Origin of the sequence: Sphingosinicella sp. CPCC 101087 (assembly GCF_004151485.1) — a bacterium.
Taxonomy (GTDB): Bacteria; Pseudomonadota; Alphaproteobacteria; order Sphingomonadales; family Sphingomonadaceae; genus Allosphingosinicella.
In genome coordinates, this window is record NZ_SBFF01000008.1 from 179957 (window position 1) to 201104 (window position 21148).

The window sequence follows — 21148 nt, forward strand, 5'->3', positions numbered from 1 at the left end:
TAAGGGACGTCTCCTTCCTCATTCGGCCATGGCATCCATGTTCATCCAGGCCAGCTCGAGGACATGGCCGTCCGGATCCTCGACCGTGCGGTTATAGAGGAAGCCCAGGTCCATGGGCTCGCGCACGTCGGCCTTTCCCCCGGCCGCCGCGCCTGCCTCGACCGTGGCGTCGACATTTTCGCGGCTGTCGCGGGACAATGCGATCAGCACCGCGCATGTGGCGTGCGCATCGGCGATGGGCTTGGAAATGAAGCTGGCGAAATAGTCGCGCGCCAGGAGCTGGAAGGTGACGGCGTCGGACCAGACCATGCTGGAGGCCTGGTGATTGCTGAATTGCTCGTTCTTCTCGCATCCGATCGCCTGGTAGAAACGGGTCGCAGCGGCGAGATCCTTTACCGGCAGGTTCACGAAGGTCATGTTGGTCATTGCGGCTCTCCTCTCCTTTGACGTTACGATGCGGTGGGCGCCTGCAGCCATTCGGTGACGAACCGGCCGCTGGCGTGAATATCGATCATCTCGGCCTCGTCGCTCAGGCTGGTGAATCGGTGCGGCACCCCTGCCGGAACGACGACGATCCGCCCGGCAGGCACATCCAGGGTCGCCTCGCCGACCGTGAACCGGATCCTTCCCTTCCGGACCAGGAAGGTCTCCGCATAGGGGTGGCGGTGGAGTTCCGGCCCCTCGCCCGGCCGCTCGAGCCTGTTGAAGATGATCGAGACCTGCGAACCGGCCCCCTGGAACTCGCCGCTCCAGGGCCCGGTCTCCTCCGTCCATGTTATGCACCTGGCTTTCACGTCGGCCTCCTTTGCACGACTCGACTATAGTTGCTGATTTGGAACGCCTGTAGTAACAGAAATGAAATGCCGAATTTCACCCATCAAAGCCTTCAGTGGGACGATCTCCGCCTGATACTATGCGTCGCGCGCTCGGGTTCGTTCGCGGGCGCGGCCGAGCAGCTCGGCACGAGCACGCCGACAATCTTCCGCCGTGCAAAAGCTTTGGAGGAGCGCCTCGGCACGCTCGTCTTCCGACGCGACAATAGGGGCGTGTCGCTGACCGCCGCCGGAAGGGATGCCGCCGCCATCGCCGAGCAGGTCGAGGAGGAGATCGGCATGCTCGAAGCCAGGATCGGCAACGAAAATAGCGAGCCGGCGGGAACGATCCGGTTCGCGACGGTCGACACTTTGGTCGCCGGACCACTCATGCCGATGGTCGCCCGCTTCAGGCAGGCCTTTCCGGAGATCGTGCTCGACCTGCGCGCGGGCATGCAGATGGCGGACCTGCGCCAGCGGGAGGTCGATGCCGCGCTTCGCGCCGGCGGCGAGCCGCCTGAAAGCCTGGTCGGGCGCAGGCTTTGCCGGATCGCCGTGGCCGTCTATCGCGGGCAGGCCTTGTCCGGCGTCGGAACGGACGATCAGGAACGTCTGCCCTGGGTGGTGCCGGACGACGAGCTCGGCCACCTCGCCTCGGCGCGATGGCTCAAGGCGCGCGGTCATTCCGCGCGGGCGGCGCTGCAGGTGAACAGTCTGCACTCCCTCGCGATGGCCGTGGCGAACGGTATCGGCCTCGGAGTCCTGCCCTGCTATCTGGCGGACGGTGATCCGCGGCTGGTGCGGCTGGGCGAGCCGATCGAGGCGCTGGCGAGCGACCTGTGGTTCCTCACCCACAGCGAGTTGCGGCGCACCACCAGGATCCGCGCGCTTTCGGACCATCTGGTCCGGGAGATCCGCGCTTTGCGCCCGCTGTTCGAGGGCGAGATGAAGCACGGCTGACGGGCCGCGGCAGCACGGATCTTCTCCGGCCGCCGGCCTGGGCAGCAGGGATCATGCGCCGGTAGGCCCGGATGCGGATGAAAGTCGCGCTGGCATTTAAGGTTTGACAGCACCGCCGCGGCACCCCCATATTCAGCCCGATGCAGATGCTTCGCGCTTCCTGCCGTCCCAACGGTGCCGCGGCTCCCGCCGCCGCCATTTCCTATTGGTATCACGGTATCGCCCGGGCGGGACCGATCTAGCGCGCTTGAAATCGACGCTAAGGATTGTAGCCCCGCCTGGTCTCCCGGCGGGGTTTTTCGTTTTGGAAGGACCCCAGATGTTCAAGGACGTTTCAGACCCCACTCCGCTCGGCGCCCCAGCCGCCGAGCGCCATGGCGCAGCCAAGGATCCCACTTGCCCGCCGCCTGGAGCCGCGGCGGACTGGACCGTGCCGCAACGCTGGGACGCGCTCAGCGCCGAGGATCATGCCGTGTGGGACTTCCTGTTCGCGCGCCAGCAGGATGCGCTCGCCGGCCGCGCGGTCCGCGCCTTCGAGGAAGGGCTCGAGGTGCTGCGACTGTCGCGCCCCGGTGTCCCCGATTTCGACGAGCTGAACGAGCGGCTGTTCGGCCGCACCGGCTGGACGGTGGTCGCGGTGCCGGGGCTGGTCCCCGACGACGTCTTCTTCGAGCATCTGCGCCACCGCCGCTTCCCGGCCGGAAACTTCATCCGCAAGCGCTCGCAGCTCGATTATCTCGAGGAGCCCGACGTCTTCCACGACGTGTTCGGCCATGTGCCCCTGCTCGCCAATCCGGCGGTCGCCGACTTCATGCAGGCGCTGGGCGAGCTCGGCCTGCAGGCATTGGAGGCCGGCGCGCTGCACCGGCTGGCCCGGCTCTACTGGTACACGGTCGAGTTCGGCCTCGCCCGCGAGGACGATTGCCTCAAGATCTACGGCGCGGGCATCGTGTCGAGCTTCGGCGAAAGCCGCTTCTCGCTCGAAAGCCCGGAGCCGAACCGAATCGCCTTCGATCTCGAGCGGGTGCTGCGCACCGCCTATCGGTCGGACGCCTTCCAGAAGAGCTATTTCGTCATCGACGGGCTGCCCGGCCTGCTCAAGGTCACCGAGGGACGGGACTTCGAAGCACTCTATCGCGCGGCGGAAGCCGATGCGGACATCGATCCGGCGACGGTGAGCCCGGCCGACCGGCTGGTCGCGGTGGGCGCATGACGCCGCTCGCCCTCCGCCTGGTCCCGACCCGTTGGTGGCGCTGGCGCGCTGCCCCGATGGGCGTGCCCGACCGGCGAAGCTTCTAGTCCATATTGGAAGCCCGATGACCGGAAAGGCCCGCCCCCAAAAGGCGGGCCTTTTCTTTTCCCTCTGAAACGAAAGTTCTTTCATGATCATCGTTCTCAAGCCCGAAGCCAGCCCGCAGATCGCCGAAGCTCTGCTCGCCGAGATTGCCGACCGCGGCCTCAAGCCGCTTCACATGCCGGGGGTCGAGCGCGTCGTGCTCGGCGCGCTCGGCGACGAGAGGGTGCTCGCCGAACTGAACCTCGAAAGCCATCCGATGGTGGAATCGGTAAAGCCGATCCTGGCCCCCTACAAGCTCGTGTCGCGCGAGATGCACCCGCACGATTCGGTGGTGAAGGTCGGCAAGGTTCCGATCGGCGGCCGCGCCTTCACGGTCATCGCCGGCCCCTGCGCGGTGGAGACTCGCGACCAGACCCGCAACACCGCCGAGGCGGTCAAGGCGGCGGGCGCCGCGGCTCTGCGGGCAGGCGCCTACAAGCCGCGCACCAGCCCCTACGGCTTCCAGGGCCATGGCCGCGAAGGCCTGGCGATGCTGAAGGACGTGAGCGAGGAGACCGGCTTGCCCTTCGTGACCGAGGTGATGGACACGGCCGATGTCGACGCGGTGGCGCAAGCGGCCGACGCGATCCAGATCGGCGCGCGCAACATGCAGAATTTCGCCCTGCTCCGCGCCGTCGGCCAGACGAACAAGCCGGTGCTGCTGAAGCGCGGGCTTTCGGCGAAGATAGAGGAACTGCTGCTCGCCGCCGAATATCTGCTCGCCGCCGGCAACGAGCAGGTGATCCTGTGCGAGCGCGGCATTCGTACCTTCGAAACGGCGACCCGCAACACGCTGGACCTCAATGCCGTCCCCTATATCAAGCAGAAGACCCACCTGCCGGTGCTGGTCGATCCCTCGCACGGCACCGGATTTCGCGACCTCGTCATCCCGATGTCGCTGGCCGCGGCGGCGTGCGGCGCCGACGGCCTGCTCGTCGAGGTGCACGAAAATCCGGCCGTCGCCTTGTCCGACGGCGCCCAGTCGCTCTACCCGCAGGGCTTTCGCAACCTGATGGACTCGCTTCGGCCGGTCGTCGAAGCGGTCGGGCGGCAAATGGCATGAGCGCCAGGATCGCCGAAGGCGAGGCGCTGGCGCTGTGCCGACAGCTGCCGCACGCCGTCGACCCGCTCGACCTCTATGCGGCCCTCAGCGACGGCGGGAAGCGACCGGACACGATGCTGCTCCAGCGGTCGACCGGGCCGAGCCTGCTGCTCGACCAGGCCGCGGTCCGGGCAGAGTGCCGCGGTCCGGCGGTGCATCTCGAGGCGCTGTCGGCGGGGGGCCGCAACGTGCTGGCTGCGGCGGCACGGGTGATGCCCGATCGCGTCTCCGAACGATCCGACCAGCGGCTGGTGCTTCTATTCGCGCGCAACGACAGCGCGGAGCCCGAGGAAAGGCTGCGCGCTCCCTCGCCTTTCTCGGTGCTGCGCTTCCTTTCCGCCGGCCTCGCTTCGGCGTCACGCGAGGAGCCGTTCACGCTCGCCTGCCTCGGCGTCGTCGCTTTCGATCATGTCGACCTGATCGAAGACCTGCCCGGGGCGGCCGACGATCCGCTCGGCTTTCCGGACTTCCAGTTCTGGCTCGCCGAATCCCTGGTCGTGTTCGAGAGCGGCGCGCCGCCGCGCGCGGTGTGCACGGCCTTCGGTGCCGCCGATCCGAACCAGGGGGCCCGGGCCTATTTCGGGGCGGCGGAGCGGCTCGCCGACCTGGTCGCCCGCAGCGGGCGCGCCGTGCCGATCACGGCTCCGCCGGTGGGGCGCCGGCCGGCCGACTTCACCCAGGCCGATCTCAGCGACGAGGATTATGCCGAGGTGGTGGTCCGGATGAAGGCGCATATCGCCGAAGGCCAAGTCTATCAGATCGTTCCGTCGCGAACCTTCCGCGCCCCCTGCCCCGATCCGCTGCCCGCCTTCGCCACCCTGCGCCGGCTGGATCCCAGCCCCTATCATTTCTTCGTCAGCGCACCCGGCCACCGGCTGATCGGTGCGTCGCCCGAAACGTCGGTGCGGCTGTTCCGCGAAGAGGGCGAAGCGACCGTCGAGGTCAAACCGATCGCCGGCACCCGGCCGCGCGGCGCCTCCGGCGACGAGGACGACCGGCTGGAGGCGGAGATGCGGCTCGATATCAAGGAGGTCGCCGAGCATATGATGCTCGTCGACCTCGCCCGCAACGACGTCGCACGGGTGAGCGTCCCGGGCACGCGACGGGTCGCGAAGCTGCTGACCGTGGAACGCTATGCGCGGGTGATGCACCTGGTCTCGTCGGTCACCGGCCGGCTGAGGCCCGGCATGGACGCGCTCCACGCGCTCCAGGCCTGCCTCAACGTCGGCACCCTGACCGGCGCGCCGAAGATCCGTGCCACCGAGCTGCTGCGCGAGACCGAGCGCACCAAGCGCGGTCCTTATGGCGGCGCGATCGGCTGGATCAACGGCGACGGCATGATGGACACGGCGGTCGTCATCCGCTCTGCGGTGGTCAAGGACGGCACCGCCTTCGTGCGGGCCGGGGCCGGGATCGTCCATGACAGCGACCCGGCGAGCGAAGCCGCCGAGACGCGGCGCAAGGCCTCGGCGCTGCTGACCGTGCTGGCAGGAGCGCAGGAATGAAACCGCAGGTTCTTTTCATCGACAATTTCGATTCCTTCACGTTCAACCTGGTCGAGGCGTTCGAGCGGCTGGGATGCACCGTGCGGGTGCTACGCAACACGGTCGACTCGCGCACGGCGCTGGCTCTGGCCGACTCCGAGAGAGCCCTGATCGTCCTCTCGCCGGGGCCGGGCACGCCGCGCGACGCCGGCTGCTGCCTGGATCTGATCGGCCTCGCCTTGGGAAAGGTCCCGTTGCTCGGGATCTGCCTCGGCCATCAGGCGATCGTCGAGCAAGCGGGCGGCGCAGTTGTGCGGGCGCCCGAGCCGGTCCATGGCAAGGCCTCACGCATCGACCATGACGGCGAAGGGCCGCTGCGCGGGCTCGAAAGCCCGCTCACGGTCGGGCGGTATCATTCACTGTGCACGCGCGACCTGCCGCCGCGCTTCCGGGTTCATGCCCAGGTCGGTGGAATGGCGATGGCGATCAGCGATCCCAATGCGATGCAGACCGGTTTGCAGTTCCACCCGGAGTCGATCCTCACTCTCCACGGCGACGCGATCCTGCGCAACGTGCTCGCCCTGGCAGCGGGATTGAAGCGGGAGGCGGAGCCGGAAGACGCGGCGGGCGCCGGTCATCTCCGGGTCGGAGTGGCCGGGTCGTGAGCAAGAATATTCTCATTTGCGGCGCAAGAAAGCCATTGACCCTCGGCCGCAAAACCGGAACACTTGCGGACATGTTCGCGCCGACGATCCGGAATGCTTTCCGCGACGCACGCCCCTTGGGCGATGCGGCAGGCGCCCATGCGCAGGCTTGGCTCTGGTGGCGGGATATCCCCTCCGCGGCGGCAAGCATGCGTCTCTGGTGACCCGGACTCCCTAGTCCAGATTCCCGAAGATGGCCCGCCGCCCGGCGGGCTTTTTTTTCGTCTCCATGCCGAAGGACTTCAGAGATGTACGTCAGCAGCAATCTTGCCGAACGGGTCACCGAAACACCCGTCATCATGGCCGAAGACGCCCTTGCCGAACTGTTCAGCGGGCGCACTCTCGGCCAGGCCGCGGCCGAGCGGCTATTCGGGGACCTGGTCAAGGGCGAGATGCCCGAGCCGGCTATCGCCGCGATGCTCGTCGCGCTCAGGATCAAGGGCGAGACGGTCGACGAGCTGATCGGCGCCGCCCGGGCGCTTCGCGGCGCCGACATGCCGTTCGAGCGCCCCGATTATCTGTTCGCCGACAGTTGCGGCACGGGCGGCGACGGATCGGGATCGATCAATATCTCGACGGCGGCGGCCTTTGTCTCGGCCGCGGCCGGCCTTCCGGTCGCCAAGCACGGCAACCGCTCCTTCACCTCGCGCTGCGGGTCGGCGGACGTGCTGGAGCAGCTCGGCGTCAAGCTCGACGTGTCGGCCGAAGTGTCGCGCCGAGCGCTCGACCATGCCGGGGTCTGCTTCCTGTTCGCGCCGCTCTACCATCCGGGTCTTCGCCATGCCGGCCCGGCGCGCCGCGCGCTCAAGGTGCGAACGATCATGAACGTGCTCGGCCCGTGCGTGAATCCGGCCGAGCCGCCGGTCCAGTTGCTCGGCGTCGCCGAGCCTCGGCTGCTCGAGCCCGTGGCGAGCACGCTCGCCGCCCTCGGCATTCAGGCGGCGCTGGTCGTCCACGGCGCCGGGCTCGACGAGGTGGCGCTGCACGGCGAGACCCAGGCGGTGCGGGTTGCCGACGGCCGCCTGGAGCGGCTGGTGATCACCCCCGAAGCGGCCGGCCTGACCCGCGGGCGGCTCGACTCCGTGAAGGGCGGCGAGCCGGCCGAAAATGCGCAGCGGCTCGCGGCCCTGCTCAAGGGCGAGGGCGGAGCGATGGAGAGCGACGCGGTGGCGCTGAATGCTGGCGCGCTGCTGATGACCGCCGGGATCGCGCCGACGCTGCGTGAAGCAGTCGCCCTGGCGCGCGACACGATCGCGTCGGGCGAGCCGTTCCGCCGCCTCGAAATGCTGGCGGAGGTGACGCGTGGCTGACCCCGACGGCGTGCTCGGCGAGATCGTCGCGCGCAAGCGCAAGGACGTAACGGCGCGGCTCGGCACGACCAGCCTTGCCGACCTTCGCGGCCGGGCACAGCGGACGACGCGCCGGATGGGCGCCGCTCTGGCGCGACCGGGCGCCCGCTTCGTCATGGAGGTGAAGCGCGCTTCTCCCTCCGGCGGCGCCCTGCGCGCCGAGGTCGATCCCGCAGCGCAGGCGCGCGCTTATGCCGGCGCCGCCGACGCGGTGAGCGTGCTGACCGACGCGCCTTTTTTCGACGGCTCTCTGGCGGACCTCGAGACGGTGCGACGCGCATTTGACGGCCCGGTCCTCGCCAAGGATTTCATCGTCGATCCACGCCAGGTGCCGGAGGCGCGGATCGCCGGCGCAGACGCCGTGCTGGTGATGCTGTCGGTGCTGGACGATGCGGCGGCGGCGGAAGTGATGCGGGAGGCCGAGATGCTCGGCATGGACGCCCTCGTCGAGGCGCACGATGCCGGCGAGGTCCGGCGCGCGGTCGCGCTCGGGTCGCGGATCATCGGAATAAACAACCGGAATCTGAGGACTCTCGAAGTCGACCTCGCGACCACCGAGCGCCTTGCCGGATTGGTCCCCGATGACCGCCTGCTCGTCGCCGAATCGGGCATCGCCGACCGCGGCGACGTCGAGAGGCTGGGGCCGCATGCCGACGCCTTCCTGGTCGGATCGTCGCTGATGCGCGCCGACCGGCCCGCGCAAGCGGCACGCGCTCTGGCCTTCGGACGCGTGAAGGTGTGCGGCCTGCGCGATCCCGACGACGCCCGCGCCGCTGCCCGTTCCGGCGCTGCGATTGCGGGTGTGGTGATGGTTCCCGGCACGCCGCGCGCGGTGACGATCGCCGAAGCCGAGCCGACAGCGGAAGCGGCGCGGGAATCCGGCGTGGCGCTGGCGGGAGTCTTCCGCAACGCGAAGCTGCTCGATGTGGCGGACGCGGCGCGGGCGCTCGGCCTCGACGCGGTCCAGCTCCATGGCGAGGAGGATGCCGCCTATATCAGGGGGCTTCGTCCCCTGCTGCCCCAGGGCACCGAGATCTGGGCGGCCGGAGCGGTCGGGCGCGACGTGCCGGAGCCGAGGCTCGGCGCCGACCGCACCTTGTTCGACACCAAGACGGACGGCCGAACGGGCGGGACCGGAATCGCCTTCGACTGGAGCCGTCTCAGCGGCCGGTCCGACCTCGGCCGCGCGCTGCTTGCCGGCGGCCTCGATCCGGCCAATGCCCGTGCTGCCTCGAAGGTCGGGGCCTGGGCGCTCGACGTCTGTTCGGGCGTCGAGGCCGAACCGGGGCGCAAGGATCCGGACCGGATCGCCGCTTTCTTCGAGGCGGTTCGGCCGAGGGTAAGAGGAGAGGTGGCGCCATGTTGATGTCCGGACGCTTCGGCGCCTTCGGCGGAACTTATGTGCCGGAAATATTGATGCCGGCCCTCACCGAGCTGGAAGCGGCCTTCGTCGAGGCGCAGCAGGACGAGACCTTCCGCACCGAGCTCGACGACCTGCTCGCCAAATATGCCGGCCGGCCTACGCCGCTCACCCGCTGCCGCAATCTGGGCAGCGACCGCGCCCGGCTCTACCTCAAGCGCGAGGATCTGCTCCACGGCGGCGCGCACAAGACCAACCAGGTGCTCGCCCAGGCGCTGCTGGCGAAGAGAATGGGCAAGACCCGGCTGATCGCCGAAACCGGGGCGGGCCAGCACGGCGTCGCCACCGCGCTCGCCGGCGCCCTGTTCGGGCTGGAGACGCGAATCTACATGGGCGCGGTGGATGTCGAGCGGCAGAAGCTCAACGTCTTCCGGATGCGGCTGATGGGCGCCGAGGTGGTGCCGGTCGAAAGCGGCAGCCGCACCTTGAAGGATGCCGTCAACGAGGCGCTGCGCGACTGGACGGCGAGCTTCGCCGATACCCATTATCTGCTCGGCACCGTGGCCGGGCCGCACCCCTTCCCGTTGATGGTCCGCGAGTTTCAGCGGGTGATCGGCAAGGAGGCGCGCGCCCAGATCCTGGAGGAAGAAGGCCGGCTCCCCGACGCGGTGATCGCCTGCGTCGGCGGCGGGTCCAACGCGATGGGCGCGTTCGCCGATTTCATCGCCGACGAGAGCGTACGGCTGATCGGCGTGGAGCCGGCCGGCAAGGGCCTCGACGGGCGCGAGCATGGCGCGACCCTGCTGCGCGGGCGCCCCGGCATACTTCACGGCGCCGAGACCTATGTGCTCCAGGACGAAGACGGCCAGATATCCGAAAGCTGGTCGGTCTCGGCGGGGCTCGATTATCCGGCGGTCGGCCCGGAACACGCTTACCTCAAGGATAGCGGCCGGGCGGAATATCTCGGCGTGACCGACCGGGAGGCGCTCGACGCCTTCGCCCTGCTCGCCCGGTCGGAGGGCATCGTGTGCGCCTTCGAGTCGGCCCATGCGCTCGCTCATGCGCTCAAGATGATCGAGGCCGCGCACGAGGAGACGGTGCTGATCGTCAATCTGTCGGGGCGCGGAGACAAGGATATGGAGCAGGCGCAAAGGCTGCTGGGGAGCCTGGAATGAGCCGCTACGACGAGATGTTCGCCCGCCTCAGAACCCGCGGCGACGGCGCCTTCGGCGGCTTCCTGATGCTCGGCGATCCCGATCTGGAGACCAGCCTCGGCCTCCTCGACGCGCTCGTGGCCGGAGGCGCCGACATGATCGAGGTGGGCATTCCCTTCTCCGACCCGATCGCAGACGGACCGGTCATCCAGGCGGCGGCCGTGCGCGCCCTCGAGGCCGGCGTCACGCCGGCGGACTGCTTCGAACTGCTCGCCGCCTTTCGCGCCCGCCATCCGCGAATTCCGGTCGGCCTGCTCACTTATGCCAATCTCGTCCTGGCCCGCGGACGCGAGGCCTTCTACCGGCGCTGCGCTTCGGCCGGGATCGACAGCGTGCTGGTCGCCGACGTTCCGGCAGCCGAGGCCGAACCCTTTGCCGGCGCGGCCCGCGACCACGGCATAGCGCCGGTGCTGATCGCCGCCGCGAACACACCGGACGCCGTGCTGGAGCGGATCGCCAGCCTTTGCGAGGGCTATGTCTATTGCGTCTCGCGCGCCGGGGTGACCGGCGCCGACCGGGCGATGGATTCGGGCCATGAGCGGCTGTTCCAAGCGCTCGCCGCGGCCGGCGCGCCGCCGCCGGTGCTCGGCTTCGGAATCTCGCGACCCGAACATGTTCGGACCGCCCTCGACTCCGGCGCGGCGGGCGTCATTTCCGGCTCCGCCATCGTTCGACTGGTCGAGCAAGCCGGCGACAAAGCGGCCGCGGTCAGGGCCTTCGTGGCCGGGCTGAAAGCGGCGACGGCGCAGAAAGAGGTTGCGCGGGAGGCGGCTCGCGGCTAGGGCGCTTGTTACATCGTGATAACACAATGAAACAAAAGTCATGCCCGATAGCCTTGCCGCCGACCAGCTCCAGCCCAGCCGCGACCCGGCCCGGCTTGCCGAGGATCTCTGCCGCGCGCTGATGACACCGCGCGACCAGGAGGAGATGGCGCGCCTGCTTGCCGACCTGTGCACGCCGGCCGAGATCCGAACGCTCGCGGAGCGCTGGCACGTCGCCCGCCTGCTCGACGAGACGGATCTCACCTATCGCGACATTCACGAGGCGACCGGCGTCAGCACGACGACGATCGTGCGCGTCGCCCGCTTCCTCAAGCAGGAGCCGCACCAGGGCTATCCAATGGCCATCGGCCGAATCCGCGAAGGGAAGCCGGCATGACGATCGACGGCGGACGGCTACACCTCGCCGTGCAGAAATCGGGACGACTGTCCCATAATACGCGCGAGCTGCTGCGGGGCGCGGGTTTTCGGATCCAGGAAGGCAAGAACGACCTGGCGGCGCGCGTGGAGAACTTCCCGCTCGACCTGATGCTCGTGCGCGACGACGACATCCCGACTTTCGTCGCCGACGGCGTGTGCGAGTTCGGCGTCGTCGGCCGCAACGTGCTCGAGGAAGCCGCGGCGGAAGCCGGGACCGCGCCGGTCGAGGTGGTGGCGCCGCTCGGCTTCGGCCAATGCTCGCTCAGGATCGCCGCGCCCGAGCGGACGGTCTATGAAGGACCGCAATCCCTTGCGGGCGAACGCATCGCCACCTCCTACCCGCGACTGTTGCAGCGCTTCCTCGACCGCCACGGCGTCGACGCGACGATCGTCCGGATGAGCGGCGCGGTCGAGCTGGCGCCGAGGCTACAGATCGCCGGCTTCATCTGCGACCTGGTGTCGACGGGGGCGACCCTGGAAGCGAACGGCCTGAGGCCGGTCGAGACCCTGCTGGAGAGCGAGGCGGTGCTGATCCGCACCACCCGACCGCTGTCGCCGGACAAGGCCGAACTCGGCGAGCAGATGCTCAGCCGGATCGAGGGCGTGCTGGCGACGCAGGAATCCAAATATATCATGCTCAATGCGCCCGAGGAGGCGCTCGAGCAGATTGCCGCGATGCTGCCGGGCGCCGAGGCGCCGACCATCCTGCCGCTCGCCGGCCGGCCCGGCCATTTCGCCGTCCATGCGGTGTGCAAGGAATCGGTCTTCTGGGAGACGCTGCAGAAGCTGAAGAGCGCGGGCGCCTCGGCGATCCTCGTCGTTCCTATCGAAAAGATGATGATGTGAAGATCCTGGTCTGGAACGAGCTGGACGAGGCTGGGCGCCGCGCGGCGCTGGCGCGGCCGGAGCAAAGAAGCGACGCGGCGCTGCAGGCTTCGGTGCGCGCGATCGTCGACGACGTGCGCCTGCGCGGCTGGGATGCGGCTGCAGAGCAGGGCCTGCGCCTCGACGGCGAGGCACCGCAAAGGGTGGTGGTCGCCGCCTTGGCCGAGGAAGCGCGCCGTACCCTCAGCACCGCGCAGCTGCGGGCGATCGATCTCGCCCGGCGCAACATCATCGCCTTCCACAAAGGCAGCCTGCCGGCCGAGCATGAGGTCGAGACGATGCCGGGCCTCCGAGTGCGAAAGGTCTGGCGGCCGCTCGACCGAGTCGGCCTCTACGTGCCTGGCGGCGCGACTCCGCTCTTCTCGACCCTGCTGATGCTCGCTCTGCCGGCCCGGGCGGCCGGCGTGACGGAGATCGTCGTCGCAACGCCGCCGCGCGCCGGCGGTGGGCTCGATCCGGTCCTCGCGCTGGCGGCCGACCTTTGCGGAATCGCTCATGTCTGGACGATCGGCGGCGCGCAGGCGATCGCCGCTCTCGCCTGGGGCGCGGGCGCGATTCCCGCCGTCGCCAAGATATGCGGGCCCGGCAACGCCTATGTCGCCGAGGCGAAGACCTATGCCGCCTCGCTTCCCGGCGGGCCGGCGATCGACATGCCGGCCGGGCCGAGCGAATTGCTTGTCGTGGCGGACGGGGGAGCCGACCCGCGGCTGGTCGCCGCCGACCTTCTCAGCCAGGCCGAGCATGATGCCTCCGCACAGGTGATCCTCGCGACCGACTCCCGGCCGCTGGCCGAAACGGTGGCGGCGATGCTCCCCGGCCTGGCGCGGGACCTGCCGCGCGCCTCGCTCGCCGAGGCGGCGCTCGCCAACGGGAGGATCCTGGTCGCCGACACGCTCGACCGGTGCGTGGAGATCGCCAACGCCTACGCACCCGAGCATCTCTCGCTGGCCGTCGCCGAACCGGAGGTCCTGGTCGGCGCGGTGCGCAATGCCGGCGCGGTCTTCGCCGGCGGGCAGGCCGCCGAGACGTTCGGCGATTATCTCGCCGGATCGAGCCACGTCCTTCCCACCGACGGCGCCGCCCGCGCCTGGAGCGGGGTCTCCGTCCACACTTTCCTGAAGGCGATGACCATCCAGTCGGTGACGCCCGAAGCCGCCCGGAGGATCGCCCGGCCCGCCGCCGAGCTTGCCCGGCTCGAAGGACTGGAGGCCCATGCCCGCGCCGCCGACGCGCGGCTCGATGAGGTGACCGCATGACCACGCTTGCGGAGCGCCTCGCCCGGCCGGAAATCCTTCGGCTTCCGCCGTTCGACATTTCGGCCAACGCCAATGCGGCCTTCGCGGCCGACGCGGTACGGCTGGACGCCAACGAAAATCCTTACCCGCCGCTCGCCGACGGACCGCTCGCGGCGCGGCTCAACCGCTATCCGGAGCCGCAGCCGGCTGCGCTCAAGGCAGCGATGGCGGCGCTCTACGGCATCGGAACAGACGAGATCATCGTCACCCGCGGCGCCGACGATGCGATCGACCTGCTGGCGCGGACCTTCTGCCGTCCGGGCACCGATGCCGTGTCGATCTGCCCGCCTACCTTCGCCGCTTATGCCCATTTCGCCTTGCTGCAAGGGGCGCGAGTCGTCGAGGCGCCGCTCGGATCGGATTTTGCGTTCGAACCCGATCGGTTCCTTGAATCGATAGCGGGCGAACCAGAATTGAAGCTCGCCTTCCTCTGCTCGCCAAACAACCCGACCGGCGGCCCCATCGATCCCGCCGACATACTGCGCATCGCCGACGCCTTGCCCGAGACGATCATCGTGCTCGACGAGGCCTATATCGAGTTTGCCGAGATCGAGAGCCTCGCCGGCGAGGCGACGCGGCGGCCGAACCTGGTCGTGCTGCGCACCTTGTCCAAGGCCTACGGCCTGGCCGGAGCGCGGGTCGGCGCCGCACTCGGCCATGCCGACACGATCGCCATGACGGCGCGGGCGCTGCCCCCTTATCCGCTTCCGAGCCTGAGCATCGCGGCGGCGCTGGCGGCGCTTTCCCCGGCCCGACGGCCGCTCCAGGCCGAGCGCATCGCGCGGATCAAGGCCGATCGGGAACGGCTCGCAGGCCTGATCGCCGGAGCGCCGGAAGTCCTCAAGGCGAGGAGCGGCGGCGGCAATTTCCTGTTCCTCGAGGTCGCGGACCCGGAAGGCCTCTCCGCCCGAATGCGCGCCGCCGGGGTGCGCGTGCGCTTCCGACCCCATGCGGCGCCCGGCGGCGTCAGGATCAGCATCGGGAGCGACGCCGAGAACCGGGCGTTGCTCTCCGTTCTCGGCCTCCAAGCGGGGGCGGTCACGCCGCGGCGTGCGGAGGTGGTTCGGGAGACCAAGGAGACTTCGATCGCCGTCGCGGTCGACCTCGACAGAGCCGAGCCGCGGCGGATCGCAACGGGCCTCCCCTTCTTCGACCATATGCTCGACCAGGTCGCGGCACATGGCGGCTTCTCGGTGCTGCTCGAATGCAAGGGCGATCTCGAGGTGGACGCGCATCACAGCGTCGAGGATTGCGCGATCGCGCTCGGGCAAGCGCTCGGCAAGGCACTGGCCGACCGGCGGGGAATCGGCCGCTTCGGCTTCTCGCTGCCGATGGACGAGGCCGAAGCGCACGTGCTGATCGATCTCAGCGGCCGGCCCTACAGCCGGTTCGAGGGCGATTTCGCGGCCGACCATATCGGCGCCTATCCGACGCAGATGACGGCGCACGTCTTCCGATCCTTCGCCGACTCGCTCGGCGCGGCGATCCACGTCCGGGTCGAGGGCGAGAACGACCATCACAAGACCGAAGCCTGCTACAAGGCATTCGGACGGGCGCTGCGCCAGGCCGTCGCGCGGGAGGGCGCAGGCGATGCCGTCCCGAGCACCAAGGGCGTGCTGTGAACGTCGCGATCGTCGATCTCGGCTGCGGCAATGTCGGGTCGGTGGCCGTGGGCTTCGAGCGGCTCGGCACCGATATCCGGCTGACGCGCGATCCGGCCGACCTCCTCGCGGCCGAACGGGTCGTACTGCCCGGCGTCGGCGCCGCCGGTTTTGCGATGGAGCGGATCGACGCGCTGGGTCTTCGTGACATCCTCACCGGCCTCGACAAGCCTTTGCTGGGCATCTGCCTCGGCATGCAATTGCTGTTCGAGGCGAGCGAGGAGGACGATATCGCCTGCCTCGGCCTCATCCCGGGCAAGGTGCGGCGGCTCGAGCCGGGGCCCGGCTTGCCGGTCCCGCATATGGGCTGGAGCCGGCTCGATGTGCGCGAGGACGGCGCCGGCCTGAGGAGCGGCGACTATGTCTATTTCGCCCACGGCTTTGCCGCCGACGACGGACCGTACAGCCTCGCCACCGCACAGCACGGCCGGACTATCCCCGCCGTCGTCCGCAAGGGCAATCTGACCGGCGCCCAATTTCATCCCGAGCGCAGCGGCAAAGCCGGCGCGCATTTCCTCAGAGCCTTCCTGTCATGCTGATCTATCCCGCAATAGACCTCATGGACGGGCGTTGCGTGCGCCTGTCGCAGGGCCGGTTCGATGCGCCGACCGTCTATCCGGCCGACCCGGCCGAAGCGCTGGCCGGCTTCGCCGCGGCCGGCGCCGAATGGACCCATGTCGTCGACCTGGACGGCGCGCGCGCCCGCGAGCCGCGCCAGCATCCGCTCCTCGCCGAACTGGCGGCGACGGCGCGCCAGCGGCTTCAGGTCGCCGGCGGATTCCGAACCCGCGAGCAGGTGACTAGGATGCTCGATGCCGGCGTGGCGCGGGTCGTGATCGGCAGCCTTGCCGTCAGCGAGCCTGAGACGGTCGGCGCCTGGATCGACGATTTCGGGCCCGAGCGAATCACCTTGGCCTTCGACGTCCGACTTGTCGACGGCGTGCCCGAGGTCGCGACGGCGGGCTGGCTCGAGGCTTCGGGTCGCAGCCTGTGGGACGTCGCGGGCTTCTACCCTCGAGCTCGGCACATGCTGGTCACCGACATCGGCCGAGACGGAATGATGGCGGGACCCAATGTCGAGCTGGTCGAGGAGGCGGTCCGGCGGCTGCCGCACCTCAGCGTCCAGGCCTCGGGCGGGGTCGCCTCGGCCGACGACCTTCGCGCGCTCAAGGCCGCGGGCGCCGACGGCGCCATCGTCGGCAAGGCGTTGTGGGAGGCGCGGCTCGGCCTGGCGGAAGCGGTCGATGCCGGCCGCTAGGATCATCCCCTGCCTCGACGTGCGCGACGGGCGCGTGGTCAAGGGCGTGCAGTTCCGCGACCATCGCGACGTGGGCGACATCGTGGAGCATGCGCTGCGCTATCGCGACGAGGGGGCGGACGAGCTGGTCTTCTACGACATCAGCGCCAGCGCCGAGGATCGCAGCCTCGATTTCGACTGGATTCGCCGGATCGGGCGCGAGATCGACATACCCTTCGCCGTCGCCGGCGGGCTGCGCAGCCGCGAGCAGGCCGCCGCCTGCCTCGAGGCGGGCGCCGACAAGGTCTCGGTCAACTCGCCGGCGCTCGAGCGGCCCGAGCTGATCGGCGAGCTGGCGCGCGACTTCGGCAGCCAATGCGTCGTGCTCGGCGTCGACAGTCTCGCCCGCGACGGGGCCTATTTCATCCACCAATATACGGGCCGGGTCGACCGCAGCCGGGACACCGGGCTGGCCACGCTGGACTGGGTCCGCGAGGCGGTCGACCGCGGGGCGGGCGAGGTGGTGCTCAACTGCATGTCGCGCGACGGCGTTCGCAACGGCTACGACCTCGCTCACGTCGCCGCGATCGTCGCCGCGGTGCCGGTGCCGGTGATCGCCTCGGGCGGCGCGGGCGCACCGGAACATTTCCGCGACGTCCTCCTCGAGTCCGGAGCGAGCGGGGCGCTCGCAGCCACCGTCTTCCACGACCGGATCATCCACATTCCCGAGCTGAAGGAGTATCTCGCCTCATGCGGGATCGAAATGCGCCGCTGACCCCCGGCGACCTCGACAGGCTCGACTGGGCGAAGATGGACGGGCTGCTCCCGGCCCTGGTCCAGGACGCGTCGACGCTGCAGGCGCTGATGCTCGGCTATATGGACCGCGCCGCGCTGGAGGCGACGTTGCGTGACGGCTTCGCCACATTCTACAGCCGATCGAAACAGAGGCTGTGGCAGAAGGGCGAGACATCGGGAAACCGCCTGGCGGTCAAGGCGGTGCTGGCCGACTGTGACGCCGACGCCCTCCTGGTCCTGGCCGTGCCGGCCGGCCCGACCTGCCATCTCGGCACGGCGAGCTGCTTCGGCGAGGAGACCGCTCCGGGACTCGGCTGGCTGGGCCAGCTCGCCCGAATCGTCGACCATCGCTCCGCCGCCGACCCGCAGGAGAGCTACACGGCGCGCCTGCTGGACGAAGGGCCGGTCAGGATCGCCCAGAAGATCGGCGAGGAAGGCGTCGAGCTGGCTTTGGCCGGCGCCGCCGGCGATCGGGACGCCTGCATCGCCGAGGCGGCCGATCTCGTCTTCCACATGACCGTGCTTATGCAGTCTCGCGGGTTCGGCTGGGAAGATCTGACGGAGGAATTGCGAAGGCGGCACGGCCAATAGCCGCCCCCTTTCTCGGGATGGGAAGCGACACCCCCCGGTCCCCGCTGCCTCAATCCAGTCGCGTCGCCGGCATCCCCTCCCCGCCGCGGCCGTCGCCGTAGAGGACGAGCCCGGTGATTCGCCCCTCGGCGTCGAGCTGGAACGACAATTCGTCATTGCCGGTATCCAGGAAGAAGTCCCGAGGCCCGGTCGGAAAGAATTCGGATATGCCGTTGCCGGGCCGATGAACGAGCAGGTGCGAATCCTTGCGGGCCAGTTCCAATATCCGACCGTCGGCGAGCCGATAGCGGCCGGCATAGCCGTCGAGCGTCGCCCGATCGACGGCGACGATGCTGTTCCGCGGGGCATCCGGCGCTGCCGGCAACGGCCGTCCCGCCAGCAGATGAAGGGCGATCCCGATCGGCTGGTCGTCGGTCCTGGCATTGGCGAGGACCACAATGCCGCGTCCGGTCGCCGGATCGAACGCGACGCCCGAGCGATAGCCCTGCTTGCCCCCGGCGTGACTGACCATATTCTCGCGGGTGATGGCCCAGCCGAGCGCCTGCCAGCCGGGAGGCAGAGGGACACGCTCGCGCAGCTGCAGGGCAATGGCCGCCGCGAGCGGCGTGCGCTCGGGCTCGAGATAGGCGACGACGAACTTCATGAGATCGTTGGCGGTCGAGCGGAGCGACCCCGAGGCCGGCATGTTCAACATCTCCCAGGTGCGCACGGGTCGCAGATAGCGGTCGTGGCCCGGTGCCAGCCGCCGCTCCTGGTCCGGCCGCAGCCGGATCGACGTGTCGTTCATGCCCAGCGGGTCGAGAATGCGCTGCCTGAGCAGGGCTTCATACTCCATGCCCGCCCGCCGCGCGAGCAATCGGCCGAGCAGGGTCACGCCGAGATTCGAATATCCCCAACGCGCGCCGGGCTCGCGCGGCAGATCGTAGGTCGACAGGAAATGATGGAGCTGCTCGACCGAATAGGCCTCGTACGGATCGGGCTCGCCGTCCAGCGACAGATTGGTCGGCATGGAAGGCAGCCCGGACATGTGCGTCGCCAGATCGCGCAAGGTGATCGGCCGTCCGCGCTCGGCCAGGGTGACTCCGGGCGGCAGATAAAGCGAGGCCGGATCGTCGAGCCCTACCTCGCCGCGCACGACCATCTCCGCGAGCAGCAGGGTCGTGAAGCCCTTGGTGACCGATCCGATCTGGAACACGGTATCGCCGTCGAGCGGCCGATCGTCCGCTGCGCCGCTCCGGCCATGAGCGATGATGCTGCGCCGGCCCGGCCCGATCACGCCGGCGACGATGCCGACGCCGTTGCCCTCCATCCGTTCGGCCAGCAGTCGGCGGATTTCGTCGTCGGAAGGAATGGCTTGCGCTTGCTGCGAGACGACCGGCTGCGCAGCGACGGCGGCCGGCGCGCACGAGCCTGCCAAGAGCATGACCAGCGCGAGGGCCGATACGCCCCGGTCCAAGGTTCCGAATTGCATGGCCATCTCCCCTTTCTAATTGGACGCGGAAGGCCGCCAATTCGCCAAATGCGTAACTCATTACGTAAATGTTGACAAGGCTATGACGCACTGCTCAGTGGTCCCGGATTGGTCGGTAGGGTTCCATGGCAAGCGAGCAGGAAGAGGATTTCGTTCGGCGGCAGGGGCCGGCCTTCCTGGCGCATCTGCTGCGCCGGCTGTCCGACACGCTCGTGGACGGATGCGCGGAATGGCATCCGGAGCAGGGCGTAAGCAGCGCACCGCGCACTTCCTCGACCTTGCTCGCGCTCGACGAAAAGGGCAGCCTCTCCGTGACCGAGCTGTCGGCCCTGCTGCGCCAGTCGCACCCGCTGGCCATTCGCTGGATCAAGCAGCTGCGAGAGCTGGGCCTCGTGACTTCCGAGAAGGACTCTACTGACGGTCGGCGTTCCTTGATTTCGCTGACCGCGGAAGGGAAGGCGACGGTTGCGCGGCTGCGCCGGGTGCTGGCGGTGGTCGACCGGGCGATGCTGGAGCTTTCCGAGGAGGCGATGCCAGGCCTGGTGGAGGGCTTGTGGAGGATGGAGGCAGGACTCCGCGCCAAGCCCTTCATCGAGCGCCTCAGGGCACTCGATCACGCCACTTCGTCGACGAACGCCGACGAGCCGGGAGTCTATCGCCGCTGAGCAGCCGCACGGCCTGCTCGAACAGGGCCGGGCTCGCGGCCGCCAGCAGCTGACCGTCGCTCAGATCGTCGCCGCCGGCCCAGTTGCCGACCACCCCACCGGCGCCGCGGATCACCGGCACCAGGGCGTTGAGGTCGTGCGGACTCAATCCCGATTCGGCCACCAGGTCGATCGAGCCCGCCGCCAGCCGGGCGTAAGCATAAGCATCGTAGCCGTAGCGGGTCACCCGGATCGACCGGCGCAGCCGCTCGAACGCCTCCGCCTCGGTGCCGGCGAACAGATAGGGATCCGTCGTCGACAGCCGCGCCTCGCCCAGGCCAGTGCAGCCGGAGGTCCGGAGCGTTTGCCGGTCCCCGCCGCTCTCGACCCAGGCGGCTTCCCCGGTCCCGACATAGCGTTCGTCAAGACGCGGCACGTCGATCACGCCGACCGCCGGCTGGCGCTCGTGCAGCAGGGCGATCAGGGTCGTCCAGCCCGGCATTCCGCAGATGAACGCCCGCGTTCCGTCGATCGGGTCGAGGCTCCAGACGAAGGAGCCCCGCGCCGGCCGCGGCTCCAGTTCCTCCCCTTCGATGCCATGATCGGGATGATGCGCCTCGATCAGCACGCGCATCACCCGCTCCGCCTCGCGATCGGCCTCCGTGACGGGATCGAACCGTCCGCCGCCGCTCTTGTCCTCGCAGGCGATCCCCGCCGCGGCCGCCGGCAGCGTCACGTCGCGTGCCGCGTCGGCGAGCCGACAGGCGAAGGAGGTCAGGGCTTTCCAGTCCGCGCTCGCCATCCTTCCGCTCTCTCCTTCGCTACCGCCCTCGACCGCGGAACGCCATCGCGCCCCAAAAACCATTTGCCAACCATTCATTCCTTACATACGAGGCCAGGAGGCGACGCATTCGTGCGCCGCCGAAGCATTCAGAGTGGGCCCTGGCGGCCCACGCCAACCTGCCCACCCGGGCAAGGTGGCGGTCCTGGACAAGGGACGATGCGGCCGATCCGGCAACCAAGCGGGTCTCGAGCAGCACAGTCCCTTC

Annotated in this window: 22 protein-coding genes and 1 riboswitch; of the genes, 18 read left to right on the forward strand and 4 right to left on the reverse strand. The window is 69.2% G+C overall.

The window, feature by feature from the left end; all coding sequences use genetic code 11:
- Window positions 1-18 precede the first annotated feature (18 nt).
- Window positions 19-426, reverse strand: coding sequence for a VOC family protein (locus EKM57_RS13930; protein ID WP_129793108.1), 408 nt, complete (start codon window positions 424-426; stop codon window positions 19-21).
- A 23-nt stretch (window positions 427-449) separates the two neighbouring features.
- On the reverse strand, window positions 450-794 hold the full coding sequence (locus EKM57_RS13935) for a cupin domain-containing protein (RefSeq protein ID WP_129793109.1): 345 nt from the start codon (window positions 792-794) through the stop codon (window positions 450-452).
- A 66-nt stretch (window positions 795-860) separates the two neighbouring features.
- On the opposite strand from EKM57_RS13935, the gene EKM57_RS13940 reads away from it, so the two are divergent.
- From EKM57_RS13940 to hisIE, 17 genes are all read left to right on the forward strand, one after another.
- Window positions 861-1772 (forward strand): LysR family transcriptional regulator, encoded by a 912-nt coding sequence (locus tag EKM57_RS13940; protein ID WP_129793110.1) that lies wholly within the window; start codon window positions 861-863, stop codon window positions 1770-1772.
- Between the two features lie 319 nt (window positions 1773-2091).
- A complete protein-coding gene (phhA, locus tag EKM57_RS13945) occupies window positions 2092-2985 on the forward strand; it encodes a phenylalanine 4-monooxygenase (protein ID WP_129793111.1) in 894 nt (297 codons plus the stop codon).
- Between the two features lie 169 nt (window positions 2986-3154).
- Window positions 3155-4171 (forward strand): 3-deoxy-7-phosphoheptulonate synthase, encoded by a 1017-nt coding sequence (gene aroF, locus EKM57_RS13950; protein WP_129793112.1) that lies wholly within the window; start codon window positions 3155-3157, stop codon window positions 4169-4171.
- The gene (locus EKM57_RS13955; protein ID WP_129793113.1) at window positions 4168-5715 is read left to right on the forward strand and encodes an anthranilate synthase component 1; all 1548 of its coding nucleotides are present in this window, start codon (window positions 4168-4170) and stop codon (window positions 5713-5715) included. The genes aroF and EKM57_RS13955 overlap by 4 nt, the downstream gene beginning before the upstream one ends.
- Entirely contained in the window at window positions 5712-6359 is a 648-nt protein-coding gene (locus EKM57_RS13960; protein WP_129793114.1) for an aminodeoxychorismate/anthranilate synthase component II, read from the forward strand. The genes EKM57_RS13955 and EKM57_RS13960 overlap by 4 nt, the downstream gene beginning before the upstream one ends.
- Window positions 6360-6646: 287 nt before the next feature.
- On the forward strand, window positions 6647-7708 hold the full coding sequence (gene trpD / locus EKM57_RS13965) for an anthranilate phosphoribosyltransferase (RefSeq protein WP_206185440.1): 1062 nt from the start codon (window positions 6647-6649) through the stop codon (window positions 7706-7708).
- Window positions 7701-9113: a bifunctional indole-3-glycerol-phosphate synthase TrpC/phosphoribosylanthranilate isomerase TrpF gene (gene trpCF, locus EKM57_RS13970; RefSeq protein WP_129793115.1), complete on the forward strand. Its 1413-nt coding sequence runs from the start codon at window positions 7701-7703 to the stop codon at window positions 9111-9113. The genes trpD and trpCF overlap by 8 nt, the downstream gene beginning before the upstream one ends.
- Complete coding sequence (gene trpB, locus EKM57_RS13975; RefSeq protein ID WP_371414149.1) at window positions 9110-10282, forward strand: tryptophan synthase subunit beta; 1173 nt, start codon at window positions 9110-9112, stop codon at window positions 10280-10282. Before trpCF ends, trpB begins: the two co-directional genes overlap by 4 nt.
- Entirely contained in the window at window positions 10279-11103 is an 825-nt protein-coding gene (gene trpA, locus EKM57_RS13980) for a tryptophan synthase subunit alpha (protein WP_129793117.1), read from the forward strand. The genes trpB and trpA overlap by 4 nt, the downstream gene beginning before the upstream one ends.
- Window positions 11104-11143: 40 nt before the next feature.
- Window positions 11144-11479, forward strand: coding sequence for a YerC/YecD family TrpR-related protein (locus EKM57_RS13985; protein WP_129793118.1), 336 nt, complete (start codon window positions 11144-11146; stop codon window positions 11477-11479).
- Window positions 11476-12366, forward strand: coding sequence for an ATP phosphoribosyltransferase (gene hisG / locus EKM57_RS13990; RefSeq protein WP_129793119.1), 891 nt, complete (start codon window positions 11476-11478; stop codon window positions 12364-12366). The genes EKM57_RS13985 and hisG overlap by 4 nt, the downstream gene beginning before the upstream one ends.
- Window positions 12363-13661, forward strand: coding sequence for a histidinol dehydrogenase (hisD, locus tag EKM57_RS13995; RefSeq protein ID WP_129793120.1), 1299 nt, complete (start codon window positions 12363-12365; stop codon window positions 13659-13661). The genes hisG and hisD overlap by 4 nt, the downstream gene beginning before the upstream one ends.
- Entirely contained in the window at window positions 13658-15322 is a 1665-nt protein-coding gene (hisB, locus tag EKM57_RS14000; protein ID WP_129793121.1) for an imidazoleglycerol-phosphate dehydratase HisB, read from the forward strand. The genes hisD and hisB overlap by 4 nt, the downstream gene beginning before the upstream one ends.
- Complete coding sequence (gene hisH / locus EKM57_RS14005) at window positions 15319-15900, forward strand: imidazole glycerol phosphate synthase subunit HisH (protein WP_129793122.1); 582 nt, start codon at window positions 15319-15321, stop codon at window positions 15898-15900. The genes hisB and hisH overlap by 4 nt, the downstream gene beginning before the upstream one ends.
- Window positions 15894-16619, forward strand: coding sequence for a 1-(5-phosphoribosyl)-5-[(5-phosphoribosylamino)methylideneamino] imidazole-4-carboxamide isomerase (locus EKM57_RS14010; protein ID WP_129793123.1), 726 nt, complete (start codon window positions 15894-15896; stop codon window positions 16617-16619). Before hisH ends, EKM57_RS14010 begins: the two co-directional genes overlap by 7 nt.
- The gene (gene hisF, locus EKM57_RS14015) at window positions 16606-17373 is read left to right on the forward strand and encodes an imidazole glycerol phosphate synthase subunit HisF (protein WP_129793124.1); all 768 of its coding nucleotides are present in this window, start codon (window positions 16606-16608) and stop codon (window positions 17371-17373) included. Before EKM57_RS14010 ends, hisF begins: the two co-directional genes overlap by 14 nt.
- Window positions 17349-17984 (forward strand): bifunctional phosphoribosyl-AMP cyclohydrolase/phosphoribosyl-ATP diphosphatase HisIE, encoded by a 636-nt coding sequence (gene hisIE, locus EKM57_RS14020; protein WP_129793125.1) that lies wholly within the window; start codon window positions 17349-17351, stop codon window positions 17982-17984. Before hisF ends, hisIE begins: the two co-directional genes overlap by 25 nt.
- 49 nt (window positions 17985-18033) lie before the next feature.
- On the opposite strand, the gene EKM57_RS14025 is transcribed toward hisIE, so the two are convergent.
- On the reverse strand, window positions 18034-19455 hold the full coding sequence (locus tag EKM57_RS14025) for a serine hydrolase (protein WP_165357445.1): 1422 nt from the start codon (window positions 19453-19455) through the stop codon (window positions 18034-18036).
- 125 nt (window positions 19456-19580) lie between these two features.
- On the opposite strand from EKM57_RS14025, the gene EKM57_RS22740 reads away from it, so the two are divergent.
- Window positions 19581-20120 (forward strand): MarR family winged helix-turn-helix transcriptional regulator, encoded by a 540-nt coding sequence (locus EKM57_RS22740; protein WP_129793127.1) that lies wholly within the window; start codon window positions 19581-19583, stop codon window positions 20118-20120.
- Here EKM57_RS22740 and EKM57_RS14035 read toward each other — a convergent pair.
- The gene (locus EKM57_RS14035; protein WP_165357446.1) at window positions 20056-20901 is read right to left on the reverse strand and encodes an inositol monophosphatase family protein; all 846 of its coding nucleotides are present in this window, start codon (window positions 20899-20901) and stop codon (window positions 20056-20058) included. The two genes, EKM57_RS22740 and EKM57_RS14035, sit on opposite strands and share 65 nt — an antisense overlap.
- 119 nt (window positions 20902-21020) lie before the next feature.
- Window positions 21021-21131: riboswitch (SAM-I-IV-variant riboswitch) on the forward strand.
- The last annotated feature ends 17 nt before the right edge of the window (window positions 21132-21148 follow it).